Origin of the sequence: Arthrobacter sp. NPDC056691 (genome assembly GCF_042791415.1) — a bacterium.
Lineage (GTDB): Bacteria > Actinomycetota > Actinomycetes > Actinomycetales > Micrococcaceae > Arthrobacter.
On sequence record NZ_JBHTXX010000034.1, the window covers coordinates 20,818 to 42,372 of the forward strand.

The window sequence follows — 21,555 nt, forward strand, 5'->3', positions numbered from 1 at the left end:
CGTCACCGGAGCACCCCCAGCTGCTGCAGGCGCTCGATGGTTTCGGCGTCGAACCCGTTCTCCAGCAGCACCTCGACGTTGTGTTCGCCGAGCCGCGGGGCCACCCGTCGGATGGTGGGCGGGGTGGCGGAGAGCCGGATGGGCGCGTTGAGCATTTTCACGGTGCCGACGCCGGGGTGTTCAGCTTCGACGATCATGCCGTTGGCGTGGGTCTGCGCATCGGCCAGGGTCTGCTCCAGGGTGTGGACGGGGGCGTTGAGCAGGCCGCTGTCCTCCAGCCGGCCGGTCCAGTACTCGGTGGTGTTGGTGGCGATGCGCTCGCGGAAGATCGCCTGCAGCGCCGGTTTGTTCTCGAACTGCTGCTCCAGGTTGGCGAACTCGGGCCGGAGCGTCAGGTCCTCGTCCAGGCCCAGCGCCTCGGAAATGCGCAGCAGCGGGTCCGGGGTGAAGCCGCCCACCATGCAGACGGCGCCGTCGGTGGTCTCGAAGACTCCGCTGAGCGGCATGGCGCCCCAGTTGACCTCGAAGCCGCGGTTGAGCTGCATGCACGCCTCCTGCATCTGCAGGTGCAGCATGGAGTCGTACATGGTCACCTCCACCTTCTGCCCGACGCCGGAGGTTTCCCGGGTGCGCAGCGCCAGCAGGATGCCCTGCATCAGGTGCATGCCGGTGATGTAGTCGCAGAGCGTGGTGGGGTAGATGGACGGCTTCACGTCGTCGGATTCGCGCCGCCACATGACGCCGGAGTAGGCCTGCGCGATCGCGTCCTGGCCGCCCTTGTGCGAGTAGGGGCCCTCGGGGCCGAAGCCGGTGCCGGAGGCCCAGATGATGCCCGGGTTCTCCTGCTTGAGGTTCTCGTAGCCGAAGCCCATCCGCTCCATCACGCCGGAGCGGAAGTTGCTGACCACCACATCCGCGTCGGCCATGATCGCGTGCAGCACATTCCGGCCTTCCTCCGTGCGGGTGTCGACGGAGACGCTGCGCTTGTTCCGGTTGATGGACAGGAAGATCGGGTTGTCCTGGCCGTCCTTGTCGGGGAATGAGTTGCGGGAGATGTCCCCGGCGCCCGGGCGTTCCACCTTGATGATGTCCGCGCCGTAGTCGCCCAAGAGCTGGGTGCAGGACGGGCCCATGAACACCTGGGTGAAGTCCACGATCTTGATGCCGTCCAGCGGCAGCGGGATGCCGGCCTCAGCGGCGGCGATGCCGGTGGCAGCGGCGGGTGCCGCCGTCGTGCTTTCCGCTGAGCCTGCCAGCAGTTCGTCGATGACGGTGCTCATGCCCCCACCACCGCATCGGCGTCGAGGGTGGCGTTCGACGACGGGATGTCGCCCGGGTCTGCGCCGTGCCGGCGCATGCCCTGCTGGATGTCCAAAGCGGAGACGTCGCGGACGAGGGTGCCGTTCCGGACCGCGAGGGCAGCGGCGACGCCGACGGCCTGGCCCATGGCCATGCAGGGCGGGATCTCGCGGGACATCTTCTGCGCCTCGGGGGTCGCAGAGTAGTGGCGGCCGGCCACCAGCAGCTGGTCCACTTCCTTGGGCAGCAGCGACCTGAACGGGTAGTAGTAGTCGCGGCCGCGGGCCACGGTGTCCGCGAAGTGGCGGCGGGAGGTGACGTCGTCCTTGGTCATGACGTACTCGCCCTCGAGCAGGCGGGTCTGGCGGACGCCCATCTGGGACGCGACGTCCAGCATGTAGGAGTTCTCGAAGCCGGGCAGGTTGGCACGGACGTAGTCCACGGCCTCGGTGATGCGGTCACGCGCGGCGAACTCGGCGGCGGTCATATCCGCGGGGTCGACGCCGTCGAAGCCGGTCATGTGGGGTGCGTTGCACCAGACGACGCCGTCGATGGGGGTCTTGAGCCACCACAGTTCCCAGGCACCGCCGAGGAGGCGCTTGATCTTGCGGTTGATGGCGCGGGCTTCCTTCGGGTTGGCCTGTTCGAAGGCCTCCGCGGCGCTGGTGTCCACGTTGCCCAGGCGGAAGACGAGGGTGGTGAGGTAGCTGTCTTTGATGTGGCTCGCGCCGGCCCGGGAGGCGACGTCGATGTCGCCGGTGGTGTCGATGACGACGTCGGCCATGAAGGCCTGCGGGCCGGACTTGGTCTCGCAGATGACGCCCTTCATCACGCCGTTGTCCACGATGGGGCGGGAGAACCAGGAGTGCAGGCGGAGGTTGACGCCAGCCTCGCGGACGAGGTCGTTGGAGACGCGCTTCCAGCCGTCCGGGTCGAACGCCGCGGCGTAGCAGATGGGTTTGGGATTGGTGTGGGAGTGGAAGTCGAAGGTGCCGTAGCGGCCCCACTTGTTCCAGAGTTCCTCGGAGGTCTTGCGGTCATCCGCCGGCGGGACGATCGCCAGGCCGAGCTTCTGCAGGCGCTCGACGTATTCGGAGACGATGCCCGTGACGGTGATTTCCTGGCCGTTGATCATGTCATCGAGCACCAGGACCATGCCGCCGGAGGCGAGGCCGCCGAGTGCGGAGTAGCGCTCCAGCAGGGTGACAGAGGCGCCGGAGCGGGCTGCCGTGACGGCGGCGGCCACACCGGCGGGGCCACCACCGACCACCAGGACGTCGGAACGGGAGATCACGGGAGCGGTGAGGTCGTGTGTTGTGGTGCTCAGTTCAAGGGAGATCGCTGACGTGGTCGGGTTCATGGGAATCCTTACTTTCTCGAGGGCCGTGGAACGGCAGCCGGGAGGTAGAAAACGGTGGGATGGAAGTCGGTGTCCGGGGGAAGGCGCGGCGACGCTGACCGCGGGTCCCACCTGGCAGAGGGTATGACGCAGCGCGGCCCGTTGCGGACCTTGCTGCAGGGCATGGAAAGGGTTCCGGCGGACACTGGCGTGGCGGCGGAGATGGAGAATGGCGACGGCGGCTAGGGCCGGCCGATCACCACGCGTGAGGTGCGTTAACCCAGATTGCTACGCATACCTCTTCGTAGCTGTTTTTGTACCAGTGCGGTGTATCCGAGGAGAACGTGATGGAATCGCCTTCCTCGAGGGTGTAGCACTCGCCGTCCAGGAAGATGTCTTTCCGGCCGGAGAGAATGATGCCGAATTCCTCGCCGCTGTGCCGGAACGGAGTGGCGCTGGTGTCGTGGCCTGGCGGACTCACGATCCACTGGGCCTCCAGGGCGCCGTTGAGGTCGGGGGTGAGCAGTTCATAGACCGCCTCTCCCACGGACTTCTTGGTAACGCCCTTGAGGTTTCGCCGCTCGCCCTTGCGGACTACCGGTGACCTGGCTTCTTCCTGTCCAAGGAAGAACTTCCCTACGGGGATGTCCAAGCCGTGGGCCAACTGCGCCAGGGTGGTGAAGGACGGATTGGCCAGGCCGCGTTCGATCTGGCTTACGATCGCGGGGCTGAGGCCGGTGACTTCCGAGAGCTTCGCAAGGGTCATGCCTTTGTCCTTGCGCATGTTGCGGATCTTGTTGCCTACGGTGGCAAGAAGGACGCCCGTGCCGGCGGGGGATCCCGGGAGGCTCTCGTTGGTCATGGTCCGTCTTTCTCTGGATGAGCTGACCTGCATAACTATAGTGAAGATTTTTACTGAATCAATGGTTTGGTGAAAATTTTCGATGCCCGCGACCTGATTGCCGTCTGACCTGCGGCTTTGTCAGCCGTCCCGTAAGGGCGGGATGCGATGTGGCCTCAACCGTTGACTCCGTGAAGATCTTCAATATAGTTATGTGAGCCGCAACACTCTGGGATCGACGCAACTCGAACAGGATCAGGGCGCTGGACCTTCTGGCGGAAGGCAAGCCCGCCCGGTTTCCCGTTTCGTTTCCCTGGTAGAGAGGCAGCGACATCTGCCAGCCATCCGCAAAACCCGATGTTGGCCCGGTCAGCAAGGATGCGTTCCCTTGGACAAGCTCCCGGTTGCCGGCAGGATGGCCCGTTTGCAAGCAAGCGCTACGAAGAGGCACGCGTAGCTATCTTGGCTAACTCACCTCCCATGTGGTGATCCGGTCACGCCCCGCGGACCAAGCCAAACGATAGTTTCGATCACCGGCGACCCGGAACGGGCGCCCGCCGGTGATCCGTACCCTCCCGTGCCTGACGGCGCGGGGGAAGGAAAAGAATCATGACTGACACTGTCGTCAAGAATGACCTGGAGAGCGGCCGGAAATCCCGGCTCTCTCCGGAAGTCCGCAGGGGGCTGCTTGGCCTCGGACTGGGGAACACCCTGGAGTGGTACGACTGGATGGTCTTTGGGCTGCTCTCGGCGTTCATTGGACCGAAGTTCTTCCCGTCGCATGATCCCGTGGCCGCAACGCTGAGCGCCCTCGCTGTCTTCGCCGTCGGCTTCGCCTTCCGTCCGCTGGGCGGAGTCCTGCTCGGCACCTTCGCCGACAGGATCGGACGACGACGGGTGATGCTCTGGTCCATCATGATGATGGCGGTGACCACCCTGATCATTGCCGTCTCGCCGACCTACGACCAGATTGGCGGCGCCGCCGGCGTGATCCTGCTGGTCTGCCGCATCATCCAGGGCATCTCCACCGGCGTTGAAGCGCCGCTGTCGACCGCCCACGCCGTGGAACTCGTGCCCGAGGGACGCGAGGGCTTTGTCGCTGGCGTCATCTCCTTCTACGTCAACGTGGGCATCCTGCTCGCCTCGCTGGTCAGCTACCTCTGCAGCCTGACGCTCGGCGGATCCGTCATGGCCGACTGGGGCTGGCGCGTGCCGTTCATTGTCGGCGCAGCCTTCGGCTTCGTCGTGGTCTACCTTCGCCGGACGCTTCCGGAAACCATGAAGCCGGAGGAACTGGCGAACAACTCCGCGAAAACGGTGTGGGGCGGGGTGCGCAAGCACTGGCTCAGTGTCCTCGCCATTACCTTCGTTGTCGGCGCGGCACAGGCTTACAACTACGCCTGGAACACGGGACTCCCGACGGCGGCCCGCAGCGGATTCAAGGAGGATGCAACCGCCGTCTTCGCGCTCACCACCGTCCTCGGCGTCGTGCTGGTGGTCGGAAGCCTCATCATCAGCAAAGTTGCTGACGGTAAGTCGATGTCCAAGTGGTTCCTGATCACGCGCGCGCTGGCCATCCCGTCGGTCTTCCTGATGCTGATGTACGTCAAGCCCGGCATCGCCGGCTTCGCGGCCGTCCTCCTCGGCGGCTCGGTTGTGCTGGTCCTGAACATGACCCTGTACAACGTCATCACCAGCTCCCTCATGCCCAAGGGTTGCCGCGGCGCCGGAACGGCTCTTGGCTATGGCCTGGGCGTTGCACTGTTTGGCGGCACGGCCTCCTACCTCCTGGTCTGGCTCCAGTCCATGAACGCGTCCTGGATCTTCCCCGTCTACGTGGCTGTCCTGTCGGCGCTCAGCATCGTGTTCTACCTGCTCGCCCGGAAGAAGAACGGCATCTTCATTGGCAGCTAAGGACACAGCCGTGATCTCGTTTGAACTCGGCACGTCAGACGTGGAGCTCTACGAGGCAGCGCGCCGGCAGCTGCTTACCGCCCATCACAGCGAGAACCACCGGGTGGCCGCCGCCGTGCGGGGTGAGTCCGGGACGATCTACCTCGGACTGCACCTTGGCTCGAAGCGCATCAATGTGTGTGCCGAATCCAGCGCCGTCGCCAACGCCCGCATGGCACAGGAACCATCGATCAGCTCCGTGGTGGCCGTCAGCATGGACGGTCAGGGGCAGCCCCAGGTCACGAACCCGTGCGGGCTCTGCCGGGAACTGCTGCGCATGTACGGAACCGGGGCGACCGTCCTGGTCGACGCCGGGGGCGAGGTGGGGAAGGTCCACCTCACAGTACTGTTGCCGTATCCGTGGATGCGCGCGGCGGAAACGGAGTGGGACACCGTCCCGCCCCGGGTGGATCAAAAGCGCCGCCCGGCCTGAGCGCCGGCGGCGATCATACGAATCCTTGGAAGGCCTGGACTCGCCGAGTCCAGGCCTTCCCGGGTGCCGGACCTTCCTGCGTGCCGAGCCGTGCCGGCCGCCCGCCGTCGGGCTTGAAGAAGCCGTTTCCAGGGCGGGGCGATAGCGTCCACATCAAAATGGAAGCCCCACACAAAGTTGGTGCAGCCGCCCACGACTTGGCGTGGCCGCCTGCACCAACCGGTAGTACGAATACTCAGATTAGATATCTACTCATTCGCGGCTCCTAGTTCCCGGCGTTCGCGTTCCGGGCTATTTCCTGTCCTCGACCGAATGCCGTGAAAACATCCAGCCACAGGCGATCATCAGCACGCCCAACACCATGTGCGTCCAGTTGTCCAGCATGTTCAGCGACAGGAAGTTGGCCGCCGAACCCACTCCGACACTGAGCCCGTAGATGCTAAGGATGAGGTACAGCGCACCGGCTCCCATGAGGAACCTCCGAGCGCCCATCTCTCCGCGGGACATGGCCCAGCCGGTTGCGCCGATGACCAGCTGCACGATGTTGAGCAGCATGGACACCTGGAACAGACCGAGGAACATGGCGTGCGAATCAGGCCCAAGGAACATCAGTTCGCCATACCGTGCGGTGATGCCCGGGATGAACCCCAGCACACCGACCACCATCAAGACAATACCTACACCCATGCCAGCGTTCTGGACGTCAGTCCTGCCAAAGTGGACGCCGTGTGCATGTGGGGATGCGGTAGTCATTTTCTGCCTCCAACCACTGAATGCGGACAAGCTAATTTTACGTCGGGCCTCCCGAAAAAGCGCCCGGCGTCGAGCGTCCCGTGTATCGGCGCAGGCGCAGGATCCTACGACTTTCCGGCGGCGTTGAGCCTGTCGAAAACGGGCGAGCAGGGCCCCGCATGGCACGATGGGAGGCGATGAAACTGCGTGCTGACCAGACCGGAGACCGTGGCCTACCCATGCCCCTGTGGCTGCAGGGCGGCCTTGAGTCCGCCCAGGCGGCCATCATTTCCGCGCTGGTGGTCATCGCCCCCATCGTTGCGGTGTGGGCGACCTCCGGTTTCGGGAGCGCCGGCCCCGATGTCCTGGCCCGGCTCGCGGGCCAGGCCTGGCTGGTCATCCACGGGGTACCCCTGTACCTCACCACCGTGGGGGAGGGTGCTGCCGCGCGGCCCGAGACCGGCACGCTGTGGCTGCTTCCGCTCGGCCTGACCCTCATCCCGTTCCTGCTGGCCTGGCGGGCGGGCAGGCGCCTGGCCCGGGCGTCGTACACGGACCAGCTGTGGCAGGCGCTGCTTGGGTCGTGGCTGGTCTACGCGGGTTTTGGCATCGCCACCGGATTCATCTGCCGGACCGAGGACGTCGGGGTTTTCCTCTGGTGGGCGGGGCTCCTGCCCCTGGTTCCGTTCGGCCTCGGGATGGTGATCGGTGCCCGGCGGGAGGCCGGTTCATGGAGCCGGCTGATCGGCGTCGACGCCGTGGACTGGATCGCCCGCACCAGCCAGCATTCGCGGTGGGCGGGGTCGTATCTGGCCTCGGCAGCCAAGGCGGCCTTCGTGGCAGTCATTGCGGCGCTCGCCATTTCCTCGGCGTTGCTGGCCGTGGACTTTTTTATCCACTGGAACCTGGTGGTGGCCGTCTATGAAGCGCTCGACGCCGGGCCCGTCGGAGGCGCGGCCCTCACCGTTGCGCAGCTCGGCTTCCTGCCCAACCTCGCGGTCTTTGCGCTCGCCTGGCTGACCGGCTCCGGGTTCGCACTGGGCGCCGGCTCGCAGGTGGGTCCGCTGGGGACTGCCGTGGGGCCGCTGCCCACCGTCCCGGTTTTTGCGGCGATCCCTTCCGGCCCCCTCGATTTCGGCTTCGTGGCGCTGGTGGTTCCCGTGCTTGCCGGGGTCCTGGCCGGCTGGTGGTTCCTGCGCGAAGGTGAAAACCACTTCGATGAATGGCTGTCCATCAAGCTCCACGTCCGCTGGCTGAGTGCCGCGGCGTCCACGCTGTTCCTGGCCGTCATCGTCGGGGCGGCCGCCGGCGTGCTGGGAGCAGCCCTCGCCTGGCTGGCGCGCGGATCGGCCGGCATCGGCCGCCTCACGGACATTGGCCCGGACCCGTTGTGGACGGCAGTCTGGCTTGCAGCGGAAGTCGGCATCGGCGTCGTAATTGGGTACGCGGCCGGACCGTGGCTCGAGCGCCGGCAGCTGCGGGACGCCGAGCTGGGGACTGCCCCGAGCAGCAAGTAGCCTTTCCGGCCGTGGGGGTCGGCCGTTGCCTCGCTGGCTTTAGCGGATTTGCTGCTTCAGCGGTCCGGGCAGCGAGTTCTCCAGCTGGACCCGGCACTCCGTGCTCGCCTTGCTGGTCAGCGCCTGGCGGGAGCACTGCTGAAAGTCGCGCACCTGGTTGAAGAACAGTGCGGAGGTCAGGACCAGGAGAACCATGACGGCGGACACCACCAGGCCGGAGATGGTGCCGAACAGCACCAGTTTGGATTCCTTGAACCGGATGGCGCGGATGAGCACGATGATCCCCAGCACGATGGCCGCCGCCGTCAGTATGGCTGTAAGCCAGAGGTAGGCCAGGTCCAGCTGGAACACGAAGAACGCGCCCAGCACGGCCACAATGAACATGCGGAACAGCGTGTGCGTCTTCTGGAGCGAGGCCTTGGCCTCCTCGCTGAGCGGACGCGCGGTCCGCTGCGGCCCCTGGGGGCCCGGAGTGGGGTTCATGTTTTCCAGCCTACGCGAGCAGCCGCCTAAGCTTGAGCAATGCGCATAGTAGTCCTCGTCTCCGGAACCGGTTCCAATCTCCAAGCCGTCATTGACTCCGTCCAAGCCGGGGACCTGGATGTTGAGATCGCCGCAGTGGGTGCGGACCGCCCGGGAACCTACGGAGTGGAGCGCTCTGCCACAGCGGGGATCGACACCTTCGTGGTGGACTTCAAGGCCTACCAGGACCGTGCGCAGTGGAACGCCGCGCTGACCGAGGCCGTTGCCGCGTACCAGCCCGATGTGGTGGTGTCCTCAGGCTTCATGCGGATCGTGAGCCCCGAGTTCATCGACGCTTTCGATGGAAAATACCTCAACACGCATCCCGCGCTATTGCCGTCCTTCCCGGGTGCCCACGGAGTCCGCGATGCCATGGCCTACGGCGTGAAGATCACCGGCTGCACCGTGCACTGGGCTGACGCCGGCGTGGACACAGGGCCTATCATCGCGCAGGAGGCCGTGGCCATCGAGGACACGGACACCGAAGAATCCCTGCACGAGCGGATCAAGGTGGTGGAGCGCCGGCTGCTCGTCTCAACCCTGGCCTCGCTGGCCGCTGCGCACGCCGCCGCGCGGGCCCCGAAGTAGCCCGTCCCGTCCTCCCCACCCAACTGACTCGCATTTAATGTCGTTTTGAGGCGTCAAAACGACATTAAATGCGAGTCAGTTGGGCTGGCGCGGCGTTCGCCTGTGGATAACCCCGCCAGCAGGCATTGGGTTTGCGAGCATGGTCAGGTGAAGACTCCTCGACCGCTTCCCGAGCCGCTTGCCCTCGCTCCGTTCACTTGCCAGGAAGCGGCCGACGCCGGTGTCAGCTTGAGCCGCTTACGGCACGGAGCGCTCTACTCACCCAGCCGGGGCATCAGGGTTCCCGCCTACGGAACCACAGATTGGCCGGCGGAGTTGTGCGCCCCACAGGCAATTCGGCCCTTCACAAGGGTGACCGAGTTTTCAGTTGCTTCCCACGCCACAGCTTTCACCTATTGGCAGTTTCCGGGGTTCCTGCCGGGGGCCGAGGATCAGCGGATCCATATCTCCCGCCCGGACACGATGGCCATTCCGCGCCCCACGGGCGTGACCGGCCATGTGGGACAGTTCTTCGACGACGAAATCGTGTGCGTTGACGGTCTGCTGGTGACCAGCCGCGTCCGGACCTGGCTGGATGTTTCACGAAAGATGAGCGTCGAGGAGCTGACGGTGGTGGCGGACCACCTCCTGCGGATGCCCCGACCTGAGTTTGAAGCCAGGGACGAACCGCACGCAACGCGGGAGCAGTTGGCCGACATGCTGGACCGGCACAAGGGGACGCCCGGCATCCGTAAAGCGAGGCTGGCCCTTGAGATGGCGCGTATCGGTGCGGATTCTGCTCCCGAAACGCGGCTGCGGCTGGCGTTGGAGCAGGCGGGCCTGCCTCAGCCACAACTGAACGTTCGCACTGAACTCTGTTCCGGCGTCGTACGCCAACCAGACATGAGCTATCCCGAAGACCGGGTAGCAGTGGAGTACGAAGGAGAAGGCCACTCGGAGCCTGGGCAGATCATCCGCGATATCACCCGGGAAGAGGATTACGGCCGTGCGGGCTGGTTCCTCGTCAGGATCTCCAAGCGCCACATGCAGAACGAAGCCCGGCCCGCGGTCCGGAAAGTCCGGGACGCGCTACTCAGCAGGGGGTGGTCGCCCAAGTGACTCGCAGTAGTTGTCGTTTTGAGGGCCCAAAACGACAACAACTGCGAGTCACTTGGGAGGGGAGAGCAGGGCCGCTACTCGAGGCGGCCCTGGCGGGTTTCGGGGGAGAAGAAGGCCATCCACAGCACGGCCAGGACCACCAGGCCGCCGGCGAGGGCGAAGGACGTGGCCAGCCCCAGCTGCGGCCAGAAGTAGTTCGCGAAGATGAGCGGACCGAAGCCCGCCCCCAGCCGCGAGAACGTGGACGCCCAGCCGAAGCCGCTGCCGCGCAGTTCCGTGGGGTACAGCTCGGAAACGTAGGTGTAGAGCACCGGGATGGCCACCTGCACCACGAACCCGAACACCAGCAGCCAGAACACCGCGGCCGTTGGCACATCCACCGCGAACGCCACCACCACCAGGACCAGCGCGGACAGCGGCCCCGTAATGGCCAGCAGCCACTTGCGGCCCACACGCTCCACAAGCAGCGCTGCCGCGATCACGCCCAGGAGCCCGACGGCGGCCATTCCTGCCGTCGTCAGGAACGCCTTGTACTCGGCGAACCCGGCGCCAATCAGGATCCGCGGCATCCAGGTCAGGGACAGGTAGTAGACCAGCAGGATGCTCATGAACAGGGCCCAGGCGGCGGCCGTGATCTTCCAGTTGAACTGCCAGACCCCGCGCAGCTGCTGCCACGCGCTGCCGGCGGAAAGCCGCGGCACGGTCTGCGGCTCGGGCAGGCTGTAGGCGCGGGGCTCGGCTCCGGTGGCCTCGACCAGGCTGTCAATCACCCGGGCAGCCTCGTCGCGGCGGCCCTTGCGGATCAGGAACAGCGGCGACTCCGGCACGCTGCGGCGCACCCAGAACACCAGCAGCGCAGGCAGCACCATGACGAGCATGGTCAGCCGCCAGTCGGCAAACGCGGCCACGAGCCAGGCCGACACGAACCCGCAGAGCGCGGCCCCCACGGGCCACCAGCCGTCCATGGCGGTGAGGACCCTGCCGCGCTGCCGGCGGGGCGTGAATTCACCCACCAGCGCGTAATCCACCGGGATGCAGCCGCCCAGGCCGAATCCGGCCATGAAGCGGAACACGCAGAACCACAGGAAGTCGGGGGAGAAGGCGCCAAGAACTGTGAAGACCGAGAAGATCAGCAGCGTGGCCGTGAAGGCCTTCCTGCGGCCGATGGTGTCAGCGATGGTGCCCCAGATGAAGGCGCCCAGGGCCATGCCGATCAGGTTGGCCGTGCCGATCCAGCCGGCCTCGCCCGGGGTGAGGCTCCAGTGCGTGGACAGCAGCGGAATGAGGATGCCGTTCAAGGTGACGTCCCACGCATCGAACATGAACCCCAGGCCGCCGATCACGAAGATCCGGCCCTGCACTTTCCAGCGCCACGGCAGTTCCTGGACCACCTGCTCGCCACTGGGCACAGCGGTGTAAATATTCATCTCGGCCTCCTGCTTTAAACCTTACGTTGCGGAACGACCCGCAACGCCGGTTCCTTCGGCGGCGTGCACGCCCCGCCTTCACACTGGAGCCGCCAGCAGGAGGGGGTCCGCCGACACGATAAACTGGGCCGTATCCCCACCAACCGCGGCACATCAACCGCGAGATAAAGACGGAGACTTTTGTGAGCTTGACGCAGCTTGACCGTGTTCCCATCCGCCGGGCCCTGATCTCGGTATACGACAAGACCGGTCTGGAGGAGCTCGCCAAGGGCCTGCACGCAGCAGGCGTCAAAATTGTTTCCACCGGCTCGACCGCCAAGAAGATCGCCGCGGCCGGCATCCCGGTCCAGGAAGTCGAGGAAGTCACCGGTTCCCCCGAGATGCTCGACGGCCGGGTCAAGACCCTGCACCCGCGCGTTCACGGCGGCATCCTCGCCGACCGCCGCGTCCCCGCGCACATGGAGACCCTCGCCAAGATGGAGATCGAGGCCTTCGACCTCGTCGTGGTGAACCTCTACCCGTTCGTGGAGACGGTCAAGTCCGGCGCCGCGCAGGACGACGTTGTGGAGCAGATCGACATCGGAGGCCCCGCCATGGTGCGCTCCGCCGCGAAGAACCACGCCGCCGTCGCCATTGTGGTGGACCCGACGTTCTACGGCGACGTGGTGCGCGCCGCCGCCGAGGGCGGTTTCGACCTCAAGACCCGCCGCCGGCTCGCGGCCAAGGCGTTCGCGCACACCGCCACCTACGACACCGCCGTGGCCACCTGGACCGCCAGCCAGTTCCTCGACGAGGACGGCGACGGCGTCATCGACTGGCCCGCCTACGCCGGCCTCGCCCTGGAACGCTCCGAGGTGCTGCGCTACGGCGAGAACCCGCACCAGCAGGCCGCACTGTACGTGGACAAGGCCGCCCCGGCAGGCATCGCCCAGGCCGACCAGATCCACGGCAAAGCCATGAGCTACAACAACTTCGTCGACGCCGACGCGGCACTCCGCGCCGCCTACGACTTCGCCGAGCCCGCCGTGGCCATCATCAAGCACGCCAACCCCTGCGGTGTGGCAGTGGCCTCCGCGGACGCTGCGGACCCGATCGCCGACGCCCACGCCAAGGCCCACGCCTGCGACCCCGTCTCCGCGTTTGGCGGCGTCATCGCGGCCAACCGTACGGTAACCGCCGGCATGGCCCAGACCGTGGCCGGCATCTTCACCGAGGTGGTTATCGCCCCCGGCTTCGAGCCCGAGGCCGTTGAAATCCTCTCCAAGAAGAAGAACATCCGCCTGCTCGCCCTCCCCGAAGGCTACGACCGCTACCCGGCCGAAATCCGCCAGGTCTCAGGCGGCGTGCTCGTCCAGATCACCGACAAGGTGGACGCCGAAGGCGACAACCCCGCCAACTGGACCCTTGCAGCCGGCGAAGCCGCCGACGATGCCACATTGGCCGACCTCGCCTTCGCCTGGACTGCCTGCCGCGCGGCCAAGTCCAATGCCATCCTGCTCGCCTCCAATGGCGCTGCAGTGGGCATCGGCATGGGCCAGGTCAACCGCCTGGACTCCTGCAAGCTCGCCGTTGAGCGGGCCAACACGCTGGGTGTGCAGGTTGAGTCCGACGTCGACGGTGCCGGCGGCGCTGCTAACGCCGGAACGGCAGAACCAGGCGCGGCCGGCGCTCCCGCCCGTGCCCGCGGCGCGGTGGCTGCCTCCGACGCGTTCTTCCCGTTCGCCGACGGCCTGCAGATCCTGATCGACGCCGGCGTCCGGGCTGTGGTGCAGCCCGGCGGCTCGGTCCGTGATGAGGAAGTCGTCGCAGCAGCCAACGCTGCGGGCATCACCATGTACTTCACCGGCGCCCGCCACTTCTTCCACTGACGAAGCACTTCTTCCGCTTACGGAAGCAAAGCGCGACGGCGGCTGCCCCCTTAAGGGGACGGCCGCCGTCGGGCTTTAACTTGGTTTAGTTTCCTTCGGGTTGGGGCTGGCTTTCCTCCGGTCCGGCAACCGGATGTGCCTCGGGACGGCTTCAGCCATCCGTTCGGGGGTCCAGTAGGCGAGGATCTCCTCGGGCGATTCGCTGACGTTGTGGCTTACGTCGGCACCGTCAGGTTCATCACTTGTTCTGTGCATAGTTGTAGACCTTCATGATGGTGGAACCCCAGTACGGTCCGAACATCGTGGTGGAACTCGTTCCATAGCCATAACTGTTGATGGAGTTCTGGAAGCCGTCCGCGCCGCTCACAGCATTCGTGTCGGCCTGCGCGAACCAGGGGCCGCCCGAGGAGCCGCCCGTCATGTCGCAGGAAATGCCCTGCGAGTTGAACTGCGGGTTGATGCTGTCATTGTGGGCCGTGCCCTTGCAGCTGACCAGGGTCTGGCCGGTGAACGGGGCCGCAGCGGGGTAGCCGTAGGACTTGTACGCCATGCCGCGGGGCTGGTTGAACTCCACTCCGGACGCCCCGACGACATCGGCCAGGGTCTTGCCGCCGACGCGTGCCACCACGGCGAAGCCGGTGTCGTACCGGATGTCGCCGCCGGACGTCCAGTTCCGTGGTGCGTGCAGCGACTTGGCCGCCCACTGACCGTAGGGGGCCTTTCCGTTGATGTAGCCAGGAACGAAGACCCAGTTCTTGGCGAAGGCGCCGGGCCCCTCATTGACGCAGTGGCCGGCGGTGGCCACCAGGCTGTCATTCTGCGCGGCAATCGAATTGCCGGAGCAGACGTAGTTGATCCCGCCGAGGGTGAAGAAAACCTTGCCGACGTGGCTCACCGGGGTTTCGTTGGAGTGCAGGGCCGTGGTTGCCGTGGTCTGAGGGGCCGTGCCGGCGAACCTTGTCAGCGCTCCCGCCTCGGCGGCAGCGGGGGACGAGGCGCCCGTGTTGTCCTGCCGGTCCACGACCTTGGCGGCCAGCACATCGCCGGGAAGGGCGGCGCGCATGCGCTCGGGTGTCCAGTAGCCCTGCAGGCTGGACACCGGGGTGCTTGCGACCTGGAGTTGGGTCAAGTCCTGCGACGTTGCAGAAGAGGCTGTTGCGCCGCCGATGGCGCTCACAACCAGCAGCAGGCCTGTGGACAGGCTCAGAAGGCTGCCGGCCAGAGTCTTTTTGCTCGTCATTGCGGTCCTACCTATCAGGTGGGGCGGCCCCGGGAGGCGCGCCGGGTGACTGATTGACCTACCCGGGGGACGACAAGCTCGGTTAGTGACGATTCAAGTTTTGTTTGCCAGGTAGGGGTGTGCTGATCTGCCCCTGCCGCAAGGGGTTCCAACTGGGTTCAGCCGCCGAAGCGGTATTCGTTTATGAGAGAAAGATTAGGACTCCTCGGCGCCGGGGACAATGGATAGTGTGGCGGAACCCACAGGAACAGGGTCACGCAAGGGCATCCGGCCGTCCGGGTAAGGCTCATCCGGTTCACCTCGGGTAAGTTAAAGGTTGGTGAAATAGACCGGAATACCAGATACAAGCCGACCTTCAGGGAGACGCCCGAGCATGGCCAAAATTATCTATACCCACACCGACGAAGCGCCGATGCTGGCCACATATTCGTTCCTGCCGATCATCGAGGCGTTCGCGTCCACGGCAGGTGTGCAGGTGGAGACCCGCGACATTTCGCTGGCCGGCCGCATTATCGCCGTCTTCGGCGACTACCTCACTGAAGAGCAGCAGATCGGTGACGCTCTGGCTGAACTGGGTGAACTGGCGAAGAAGCCGGAAGCCAACATCATCAAGCTGCCCAACATCAGCGCATCCGTGCCGCAGCTGAAGGCCGCCGTTGCCGAGCTTCAGTCCCAGGGCTACAAGCTGCCGGACTACCCGGACAACCCCACGTCCGACGAAGAGACCGCCATCCGCTCCCGCTACGACAAGATCAAGGGCTCCGCCGTGAACCCGGTCCTGCGTGAAGGCAACTCGGACCGCCGTGCGCCCCTGTCGGTCAAGAACTACGCACGCCAGAACCCGCACTCCATGGGTGCCTGGACCTCCGAGTCCAAGACCAACGTGGCCCACATGGACGCCAACGACTTCCGCTCCAACGAGAAGTCCGTGGTGGTTCCGGCCGACGGCACCATCGAAATCCAGCTGGTCCGCGAGGACGGCACGGTCAAGGTCCTGAAGAAGGCTTTCCCGGTTCTCGCCGGCGAAGTCATCGACGGCACCGTGATGCGCGCCGCCGCCCTGGATGAATTCCTGGCCGCACAGGTTGCACGTGCCAAAGAAGAAGGTGTGCTCTTCTCCGCACACCTGAAGGCCACCATGATGAAGGTCTCCGATCCCATCATCTTCGGCCACGTGGTCAAGGCTTACTTCTCCGAGCTGTTCGACACCTACGGCAAGCAGCTCGCCGCGGCCGGCCTGAGCCCCAACAACGGCCTCGCCTCCATCCTCAACGGTCTGGACGAGCTGCCGGAGGACGTCCGCGAGGGCGTCCAGGCCGCCATCAAGAAGGGCCTCGAGGAAGGCCCCGCGATCGCCATGGTCGACTCCGACAAGGGCATCACCAACCTGCACGTCCCCAGCGACGTCATCGTGGACGCCTCCATGCCCGCCATGATCCGCACCTCCGGCCACATGTGGGGACCGGACGGCAAGGAAGCCGACACCCTGGCAGTTCTCCCGGACAGCTCCTACGCCGGCATCTACCAGGTTGTCATCGACGACTGCCGCGCGAACGGCGCCTTCGACCCCACCACCATGGGCACTGTCCCGAACGTCGGCCTCATGGCCCAGGCCGCCGAGGAATACGGCAGCCACGACAAGACCTTCGAAGCTCAGGTCCCCGGCAAGATCCAGGTGGTCGACGGCTCTGGTAACGTCCTGATCGAACACGAAGTTGCCCCGGGCGACATCTGGCGCGCCTGCCAGACCAAGGACCTGCCGATCCGCGACTGGGTCAAGCTGGCCGTGAACCGCGCCCGTGCCTCCCAGACCCCCGCTGTGTTCTGGCTCGACGAGACCCGCGCGCACGACGCCAAGCTCATTGAGAAGGTCCGCGAATACCTGCAGGAGCACGACACCGAGGGCCTGCAGATCGAGATCCTGTCCCCGGTGAAGGCCACCGCCTTCACTCTGGAGCGCATCCGCAAGGGCGAGGACACCATCTCCGTCACCGGCAACGTGCTCCGCGACTACCTGACCGACCTGTTCCCGATCCTGGAACTGGGTACCAGCGCCAAGATGCTGTCCATCGTTCCGCTGATCAACGGCGGCGGCCTCTTCGAGACCGGCGCCGGCGGCTCCGCCCCGAAGCACGTCCAGCAGCTGCTGAAGGAAAACCACCTGCGCTGGGACAGCCTGGGTGAATTCCTGGCGCTGGCCGTCAGCTTCGAACACCTGGCCAACACCACGGACAACGCCCGGGCCCAGGTCCTTGCCGATACCCTGGACCGGGCCACCGGCACGTTCCTGCTGGAGAACAAGTCCCCGAGCCGCAAGGCCGGCGAGATCGACAACCGGGGCAGCCACTACTACCTGGCGCAGTACTGGGCGCAGGAACTGGCCAAGCAGACCGAGGACGCCGAACTGGCAGCCTCCTTCGCATCCGTAGCCGACGCTCTGACTTCCAATGAGGAAGCCATCGTTTCCGAACTGCTGGGCGTCCAGGGCCAGCCGGTGGACGTTGGCGGCTACTACCGCCCGGACGCCGAGAAGGCAGCCGCCATCATGCGGCCGTCCGCAACGCTCAACAAGATCGTCGCGACCCTGAGCTAGGTCTCCGGACCGCGGCTGAGCTGCCGGGCCGCGGCCGAGCTGTCCGCGCCGAGACCGTACAGAGCCGGGCCAACGAAACGCCCCGCCACTCTTTGAGTGGCGGGGCGTTTCCGCGTCCTGCTGGCTGCTACCGGTCGGGTATATCGTCCCGGCGGGTGTCCGTGTGACGGGTTTCGTTCCGCGGCTCGCCTGTGTCGCTGTCCCCGTAGGGGGCGTCGACTGCCATGTCCGGGTCGGCATCCACCGGCCGCTCGGTTGCCGAGGCATCGTAGGCGTCTCCGGATTCGTAGCTGCGGCCCGGGACGGCGTCCATGCCGGCACCCTCGGAGTAGCCCGTGCTGGCGCCCGGGTCGCCGTTGCCTCCCGCTGCCGCTCCGGTTCCGACGCCGGTTGTTCCGACGCCGGTTGTTCCGACGCCGGCACCGTCCCCGGCTCCTGCTGCCGCTCCGGACCCGACGCCGGTTGCCCCGACTCCCGCCGTTCCGCCCCCGACGCCGGTTCCCGTGCCGGCCGCTGCCGAACCCGGGTCATCGTCCACCTCGCCACCGCTCACGCTTTCACGCCAGGCGCCGGTTTCAGTGTCGCGTTCCTCGATGAATTTCTTGAACTTCCTCAGGTCCGAGGCGACCTGGCGGGAATCAAGTCCAGTGGCTGCCCCAAGCTTCTCCACCGCGGTTTCAGGCTCCCAGGTCAGCTCGACGTTCACCTTGGTTTCGTTGCCGCCCACGGACTCAAACCAGACGGTGCCCGAGTTCCGCGGCTCGTTCAGGCTCTCCCACGTGACGCGCTGGTCCGGTTCCTGAGCGGTGATCTGGGCGTCGTATTCGCGCTTAACACCGGCAATGCTGGTTTCGAAATGAACAGTGGTGTCATCGAGTTGGCGGACGGCGTCCACGCCGCTCATGAATTTGGGGAAATCCTCAAACTGGGTCCATTGGTTGTAGGCCTGGCGTACGGGGACATCGACAGTGATCGATTCCTGAACAGTTGCCATGCGTGGTTCACTCCTTCAGCGTACGGGCGGATGGCCCGTGGTTCTGATTGCCCTTGTTCGGATGGAACACCTCCAACGTAGCGGGAAGCAGCCAGCATTTGAAGAGAGAAGCTAAGTCTGCTGATTATGAGGCGCAGGCCGCTCAAATGGCGGCCGGTGCAGCGGCTTTCGGATGTGGGAAGGCCCAGAGCTGGTCTCCGGCGATTAGCCCTTGTTCTTGCCCGAACCCTTGTTCCCGTCCGAGCTCCCCTTGCCGGCGTTGTCCTTTTTTCCGCCGGTCACGGGTGCCGGAGCCACCACCGCCGGCGCAGGGGCCTGCTTCGCGGCCTCTGCCGCTGCAGCCTTCGCTGCGGCAGCCCTGGCGGCCGCCTCCGCCGCCGCCTTCTTGGCTGCCTGCGCGGCGGTGAGGTCGGCACGAACCGAGTCGATTGCCCCTGAAATGCTCTGGTGGCGTTTGAAGGAAACCTGGCCGGCCGCGGCGGTCGCATCCAGCTCCGAAGACAGCCGGTCCAGCGACTTCAGTGCGACGGCCGGATCGCTTCCGGCAGCCGCCTTGGTGACCTCAAGGACGCGCTGTTGAAGCTGTGCCGCGGCGTCAGCCTGCAGCTCGGGCGCTGATCCGGTGCACCCTGCGAGTCCGGCGGCCAGCAGACACCCGGCTACGGCGGCTGCCATGCGGTTCCAGCGGCGACCCTGTCGCTGGTATGCGCTCATGGTTCCACGCTCCTTTGCAACTCGACGAGGTGTTCACCCAGTGGGCCGGTGACGGCAGGGTAGGGGACGACGTCGTGCGTTTCAGGTGAGTTGGCAGCGACGGTCACCGCGGCAGCGCTGCCCAGGAGGACGGCCGCCGCAAGGGCGGCGGCAATCCGGAAGCGCCGTCGCCCCCTCGCGCCAACCGGGCGGCCGGTGTGGCGCGCTGGCGACTTGGCTGTTGTTCTCGCGGTGGGCTGTGTCTCCGAGAGCCCGGGCAGGAGAATCGACGGCGCCCGGGCCGGCAGCGCGGGAAGTATGCGGGTCTGGTCCTCGGCCAAGTCTGCGGGTGCGGACTGCGGTGATACGAGGGCGTGCCGGAGAGCCACTTCCAGGTCCGCGGCGGAGGGCCGCTCCAGCGGCTCAAGGGCGGTCATGGAGGCCAGCAGATGTTGCCATTCCGTAGGCAGGCCGTGGGGGATTTCGGGGGCCCGGTGCAGCCGCGCCACCGCTGACTCCACTGCGCTGCCCGGGTACTCAACAGTGCCCTTGATGCATTCCAGCAGCACAAGGCCCAGCGAATAGATGTCCGACGCGGGCGCAAGCGGGGAGCCCATGGCCTGCTCGGGGCTCAGGTACGCGGCAGTGCCCACCATCGTGCCGGTAGCCGTGAGGCGGGTGCCGTCCACGATCCGGGCAATGCCGAAGTCGGTCAGTTTGGGCCGCACCGGCTCGCCTGGGCGAACCTGGACGAGGAGGATGTTGGCGGGCTTGATGTCGCGGTGAATGATGCCCAGACCGTGAACGTAAGCGAGGGCGTCGGCGACCCCGGCGCCTATGACTGACAGTTCGTCGAGCGGAACGCGGCTGTGCCGGATGCGGCTGCGCAGGTCCTGGCCCTCCACGAGCTCCATGGTCAGGTAGGGCCGGGGCTGGTCAGGCACGCGGGTATCAACGCCGGCGTCGAAAAGGGTGACAAGGCTGGGATGGTTCAGGGCCGCCAGGAGCCGGATCTCGGCCTCCTGCCGTTTGAGCTCATCGGCATCTGCTGCCTGGGGCGCAAAGAGCTTCAGGGCCACGTCCCGGCCCAGGTTCTGGTCCCTGGCCGCATAGACCGACGACATGCCACCGCGGCCGATCACCTCACCCAGCCGGTAACGCCCGCCCAGTACATCCGTTGTCACCCCGCTGGGCGCTTCTTCCAACACGTTGCCGTCCTTATCAGCTCTGGCTCGGTGTTAAGGGTAATACGTTTGCTTATTACATGACGCCGCGGCTCATGGTCATGCTGGCTTTTAGGTGAGCCGCTGGACTAGCGGCCCGGCTTCGGAGCACGGCTTCGCCGGCGGTCCGACATCCGGAAGTCCAGAGGACTGCTTTGATGCGGACCGCCGACGATAGGCGCTTACTGCTGTCCGGAGAGGATCCGGACTGTTAGGCCTTCTTCCGCCGGATCACCAGCAGTGCTCCGATGGCGAGCAGGACCAGGGCGAGTGGCAGCAGCCCAGCGTCGGCGCCGGTGTTGGCGAGCGTCTGCTGTGCGGTGGCCATATTTCCGTTGGCCGTGGTTGCCGTGCTCGCCGCCGCAGAGACGCCAGTGGTCACCGAGCCGGCGGGCAGGATGGCTGCGCCGGTCGTGGTGGTCACGGTGCCAGCGCCGGCAGCGGCTCCGCCGGCGGCGTCGGTACCGGATCCACTGCCGTCGGTTCCGGTGGTGTCGGTACCGCCAGTGCCAGTTCCATCAGTGCCCGTGCCGTCAGCTCCCGTTCCGGTTCCATCGGTACCCGTTCCGTCGCCCGGGTCAGTAGCGGGAGGCGTCGTCACAGTTCCTGCGCCAAGTCCGATACCCAGATCGACACCCAGATCCAGGGCCGTGTCAGTTCCCGTGCCGACCCCAAGGTCGACGGTGCCTTCAGCGCCAGTTCCCAGAGAACCTGTGTTGCCAAGGTTCACGTCGACGACGGCGGCCAGGTCGGCGGCGGGAACGGTGGTGTCGGTTCCTGTGCCTGTGGTGTTGCCGAGGTTGATGTCGAGGGCAGCTGTCGCATCTGTGGCCGGAGTGGTACTACCCGTTCCTGTGGTGTTGCCGAGGTTGACGTCGACGACGGCGGCCGCGGCGGCGTCGGGAACAATGGTGCCCGTTCCACTGCCGGTACCACCAAGATTCACATCAAGCGCGGCTGCCACGTTGGCGGCAGGAACAACGGTGTCTGTTCCTGTGCCAGTGGTGTTGCCGAGGTTTACGTCTGAGGCGGCTGTCACGTTGGCTGCGGGGGCGGCCGGAGTGGTGCCGGTGCCCGCCGTGTTGCCGAGGTTCACGTCTACTACGGCTGCTACGTCGGCGGTGGGAACGGTGGTGTCTGTTCCTGTGCCAGTGGTGTTGCCGAGGTTGACGTCTGCGGCGGCTGTCACGTTGGC

At 66.0% G+C, this 21,555-nt stretch carries 18 protein-coding genes; 7 read left to right on the forward strand and 11 right to left on the reverse strand.

Features of this window, described 5'->3' with window-relative positions; all coding sequences use genetic code 11:
• Positions 1-2: 2 nt before the first annotated feature.
• From ACFRAU_RS21310 to ACFRAU_RS21320, 3 genes are all read right to left on the reverse strand, one after another.
• Positions 3-1,280 (reverse strand): CaiB/BaiF CoA transferase family protein, encoded by a 1,278-nt coding sequence (locus ACFRAU_RS21310; RefSeq protein WP_378001374.1) that lies wholly within the window; start codon positions 1,278-1,280, stop codon positions 3-5.
• Positions 1,277-2,659 carry an FAD-dependent oxidoreductase gene (locus tag ACFRAU_RS21315; RefSeq protein WP_378001375.1) on the reverse strand — a complete coding sequence of 461 codons (1,383 nt, stop codon included), beginning with the start codon at positions 2,657-2,659 and terminating at the stop codon, positions 1,277-1,279. The genes ACFRAU_RS21310 and ACFRAU_RS21315 overlap by 4 nt, the downstream gene beginning before the upstream one ends.
• A 235-nt stretch (positions 2,660-2,894) precedes the next feature.
• On the reverse strand, positions 2,895-3,500 hold the full coding sequence (locus ACFRAU_RS21320) for a helix-turn-helix domain-containing protein (protein ID WP_378001376.1): 606 nt from the start codon (positions 3,498-3,500) through the stop codon (positions 2,895-2,897).
• 588 nt (positions 3,501-4,088) lie between these two features.
• Between ACFRAU_RS21320 and ACFRAU_RS21325 the strand changes: the two genes are divergently transcribed.
• A complete protein-coding gene (locus tag ACFRAU_RS21325; protein ID WP_378001377.1) occupies positions 4,089-5,393 on the forward strand; it encodes an MFS transporter in 1,305 nt (434 codons plus the stop codon).
• Between the two features lie 10 nt (positions 5,394-5,403).
• A complete protein-coding gene (locus ACFRAU_RS21330) occupies positions 5,404-5,865 on the forward strand; it encodes a hypothetical protein (protein ID WP_378001378.1) in 462 nt (153 codons plus the stop codon).
• Positions 5,866-6,156: 291 nt separating this feature from the next.
• Here ACFRAU_RS21330 and ACFRAU_RS21335 read toward each other — a convergent pair whose 3' ends face one another.
• A complete protein-coding gene (locus ACFRAU_RS21335) occupies positions 6,157-6,618 on the reverse strand; it encodes a DUF4383 domain-containing protein (protein WP_377997897.1) in 462 nt (153 codons plus the stop codon).
• Between the two features lie 176 nt (positions 6,619-6,794).
• Between ACFRAU_RS21335 and ACFRAU_RS21340 the strand changes: the two genes are divergently transcribed.
• Complete coding sequence (locus ACFRAU_RS21340; RefSeq protein WP_378001402.1) at positions 6,795-8,114, forward strand: DUF6350 family protein; 1,320 nt, start codon at positions 6,795-6,797, stop codon at positions 8,112-8,114.
• A 39-nt stretch (positions 8,115-8,153) separates the two neighbouring features.
• Here the strand turns inward: ACFRAU_RS21340 and ACFRAU_RS21345 are convergent, their stop codons facing one another.
• The gene (locus ACFRAU_RS21345; RefSeq protein ID WP_377997898.1) at positions 8,154-8,597 is read right to left on the reverse strand and encodes a hypothetical protein; all 444 of its coding nucleotides are present in this window, start codon (positions 8,595-8,597) and stop codon (positions 8,154-8,156) included.
• Between the two features lie 39 nt (positions 8,598-8,636).
• Between ACFRAU_RS21345 and purN the strand changes: the two genes are divergently transcribed.
• Positions 8,637-9,224, forward strand: coding sequence for a phosphoribosylglycinamide formyltransferase (gene purN / locus ACFRAU_RS21350; RefSeq protein WP_378001379.1), 588 nt, complete (start codon positions 8,637-8,639; stop codon positions 9,222-9,224).
• 351 nt (positions 9,225-9,575) lie between these two features.
• Complete coding sequence (locus ACFRAU_RS21355; protein WP_378001380.1) at positions 9,576-10,322, forward strand: hypothetical protein; 747 nt, start codon at positions 9,576-9,578, stop codon at positions 10,320-10,322.
• A 74-nt stretch (positions 10,323-10,396) separates the two neighbouring features.
• On the opposite strand, the gene ACFRAU_RS21360 is transcribed toward ACFRAU_RS21355, so the two are convergent.
• Positions 10,397-11,749, reverse strand: a complete 1,353-nt coding sequence (locus ACFRAU_RS21360) for an MFS transporter (protein ID WP_378001381.1) — start codon at positions 11,747-11,749, stop codon at positions 10,397-10,399.
• A gap of 182 nt (positions 11,750-11,931) precedes the next feature.
• Here ACFRAU_RS21360 and purH point away from each other — a divergent pair, with 182 nt between their 5' ends.
• Positions 11,932-13,617: a bifunctional phosphoribosylaminoimidazolecarboxamide formyltransferase/IMP cyclohydrolase gene (gene purH, locus ACFRAU_RS21365; RefSeq protein WP_378001382.1), complete on the forward strand. Its 1,686-nt coding sequence runs from the start codon at positions 11,932-11,934 to the stop codon at positions 13,615-13,617.
• 238 nt (positions 13,618-13,855) lie between these two features.
• On the opposite strand, the gene ACFRAU_RS21370 is transcribed toward purH, so the two are convergent.
• Complete coding sequence (locus ACFRAU_RS21370) at positions 13,856-14,857, reverse strand: trypsin-like serine peptidase (protein WP_378001383.1); 1,002 nt, start codon at positions 14,855-14,857, stop codon at positions 13,856-13,858.
• Between the two features lie 373 nt (positions 14,858-15,230).
• Between ACFRAU_RS21370 and ACFRAU_RS21375 the strand changes: the two genes are divergently transcribed.
• Entirely contained in the window at positions 15,231-17,450 is a 2,220-nt protein-coding gene (locus ACFRAU_RS21375) for an NADP-dependent isocitrate dehydrogenase (RefSeq protein WP_378001384.1), read from the forward strand.
• Positions 17,451-17,577: 127 nt separating this feature from the next.
• On the opposite strand, the gene ACFRAU_RS21380 is transcribed toward ACFRAU_RS21375, so the two are convergent.
• The 4 genes from ACFRAU_RS21380 to ACFRAU_RS21395 form a co-directional block, all read right to left on the reverse strand.
• Complete coding sequence (locus ACFRAU_RS21380) at positions 17,578-18,444, reverse strand: SRPBCC family protein (RefSeq protein ID WP_378001385.1); 867 nt, start codon at positions 18,442-18,444, stop codon at positions 17,578-17,580.
• Positions 18,445-18,648: 204 nt separating this feature from the next.
• Positions 18,649-19,158 carry a mucin-associated surface protein gene (locus tag ACFRAU_RS21385; RefSeq protein WP_378001386.1) on the reverse strand — a complete coding sequence of 170 codons (510 nt, stop codon included), beginning with the start codon at positions 19,156-19,158 and terminating at the stop codon, positions 18,649-18,651.
• Positions 19,155-20,345, reverse strand: coding sequence for a serine/threonine-protein kinase (locus ACFRAU_RS21390; RefSeq protein WP_378001387.1), 1,191 nt, complete (start codon positions 20,343-20,345; stop codon positions 19,155-19,157). Before ACFRAU_RS21390 ends, ACFRAU_RS21385 begins: the two co-directional genes overlap by 4 nt.
• 226 nt (positions 20,346-20,571) lie before the next feature.
• The coding region (locus tag ACFRAU_RS21395) for a hypothetical protein (protein WP_378001388.1) at positions 20,572-21,555 on the reverse strand (984 nt) is incomplete at its 5' end.

What these genes read in the sequence shown, in the direction of transcription:
- ACFRAU_RS21310 (WP_378001374.1), bottom strand. Translation starts at nt 1,280, where the DNA reads ATGAGCACCGTCATCGACGAACTGCTGGCAGGCTCAGCGGAAAGCACG.
- ACFRAU_RS21315 (WP_378001375.1), bottom strand. Translation starts at nt 2,659, where the DNA reads ATGAACCCGACCACGTCAGCGATCTCCCTTGAACTGAGCACCACAACA.
- ACFRAU_RS21320 (WP_378001376.1), bottom strand. Translation starts at nt 3,500, where the DNA reads ATGACCAACGAGAGCCTCCCGGGATCCCCCGCCGGCACGGGCGTCCTT.
- ACFRAU_RS21325 (WP_378001377.1), top strand. Translation starts at nt 4,089, where the DNA reads ATGACTGACACTGTCGTCAAGAATGACCTGGAGAGCGGCCGGAAATCC.
- ACFRAU_RS21335 (WP_377997897.1), bottom strand. Translation starts at nt 6,618, where the DNA reads ATGACTACCGCATCCCCACATGCACACGGCGTCCACTTTGGCAGGACT.
- ACFRAU_RS21340 (WP_378001402.1), top strand. Translation starts at nt 6,795, where the DNA reads ATGAAACTGCGTGCTGACCAGACCGGAGACCGTGGCCTACCCATGCCC.
- ACFRAU_RS21345 (WP_377997898.1), bottom strand. Translation starts at nt 8,597, where the DNA reads ATGAACCCCACTCCGGGCCCCCAGGGGCCGCAGCGGACCGCGCGTCCG.
- purN (WP_378001379.1), top strand. Translation starts at nt 8,637, where the DNA reads ATGCGCATAGTAGTCCTCGTCTCCGGAACCGGTTCCAATCTCCAAGCC.
- ACFRAU_RS21360 (WP_378001381.1), bottom strand. Translation starts at nt 11,749, where the DNA reads ATGAATATTTACACCGCTGTGCCCAGTGGCGAGCAGGTGGTCCAGGAA.
- ACFRAU_RS21370 (WP_378001383.1), bottom strand. Translation starts at nt 14,857, where the DNA reads ATGACGAGCAAAAAGACTCTGGCCGGCAGCCTTCTGAGCCTGTCCACA.
- ACFRAU_RS21375 (WP_378001384.1), top strand. Translation starts at nt 15,231, where the DNA reads ATGGCCAAAATTATCTATACCCACACCGACGAAGCGCCGATGCTGGCC.
- ACFRAU_RS21380 (WP_378001385.1), bottom strand. Translation starts at nt 18,444, where the DNA reads ATGGCAACTGTTCAGGAATCGATCACTGTCGATGTCCCCGTACGCCAG.
- ACFRAU_RS21385 (WP_378001386.1), bottom strand. Translation starts at nt 19,158, where the DNA reads ATGAGCGCATACCAGCGACAGGGTCGCCGCTGGAACCGCATGGCAGCC.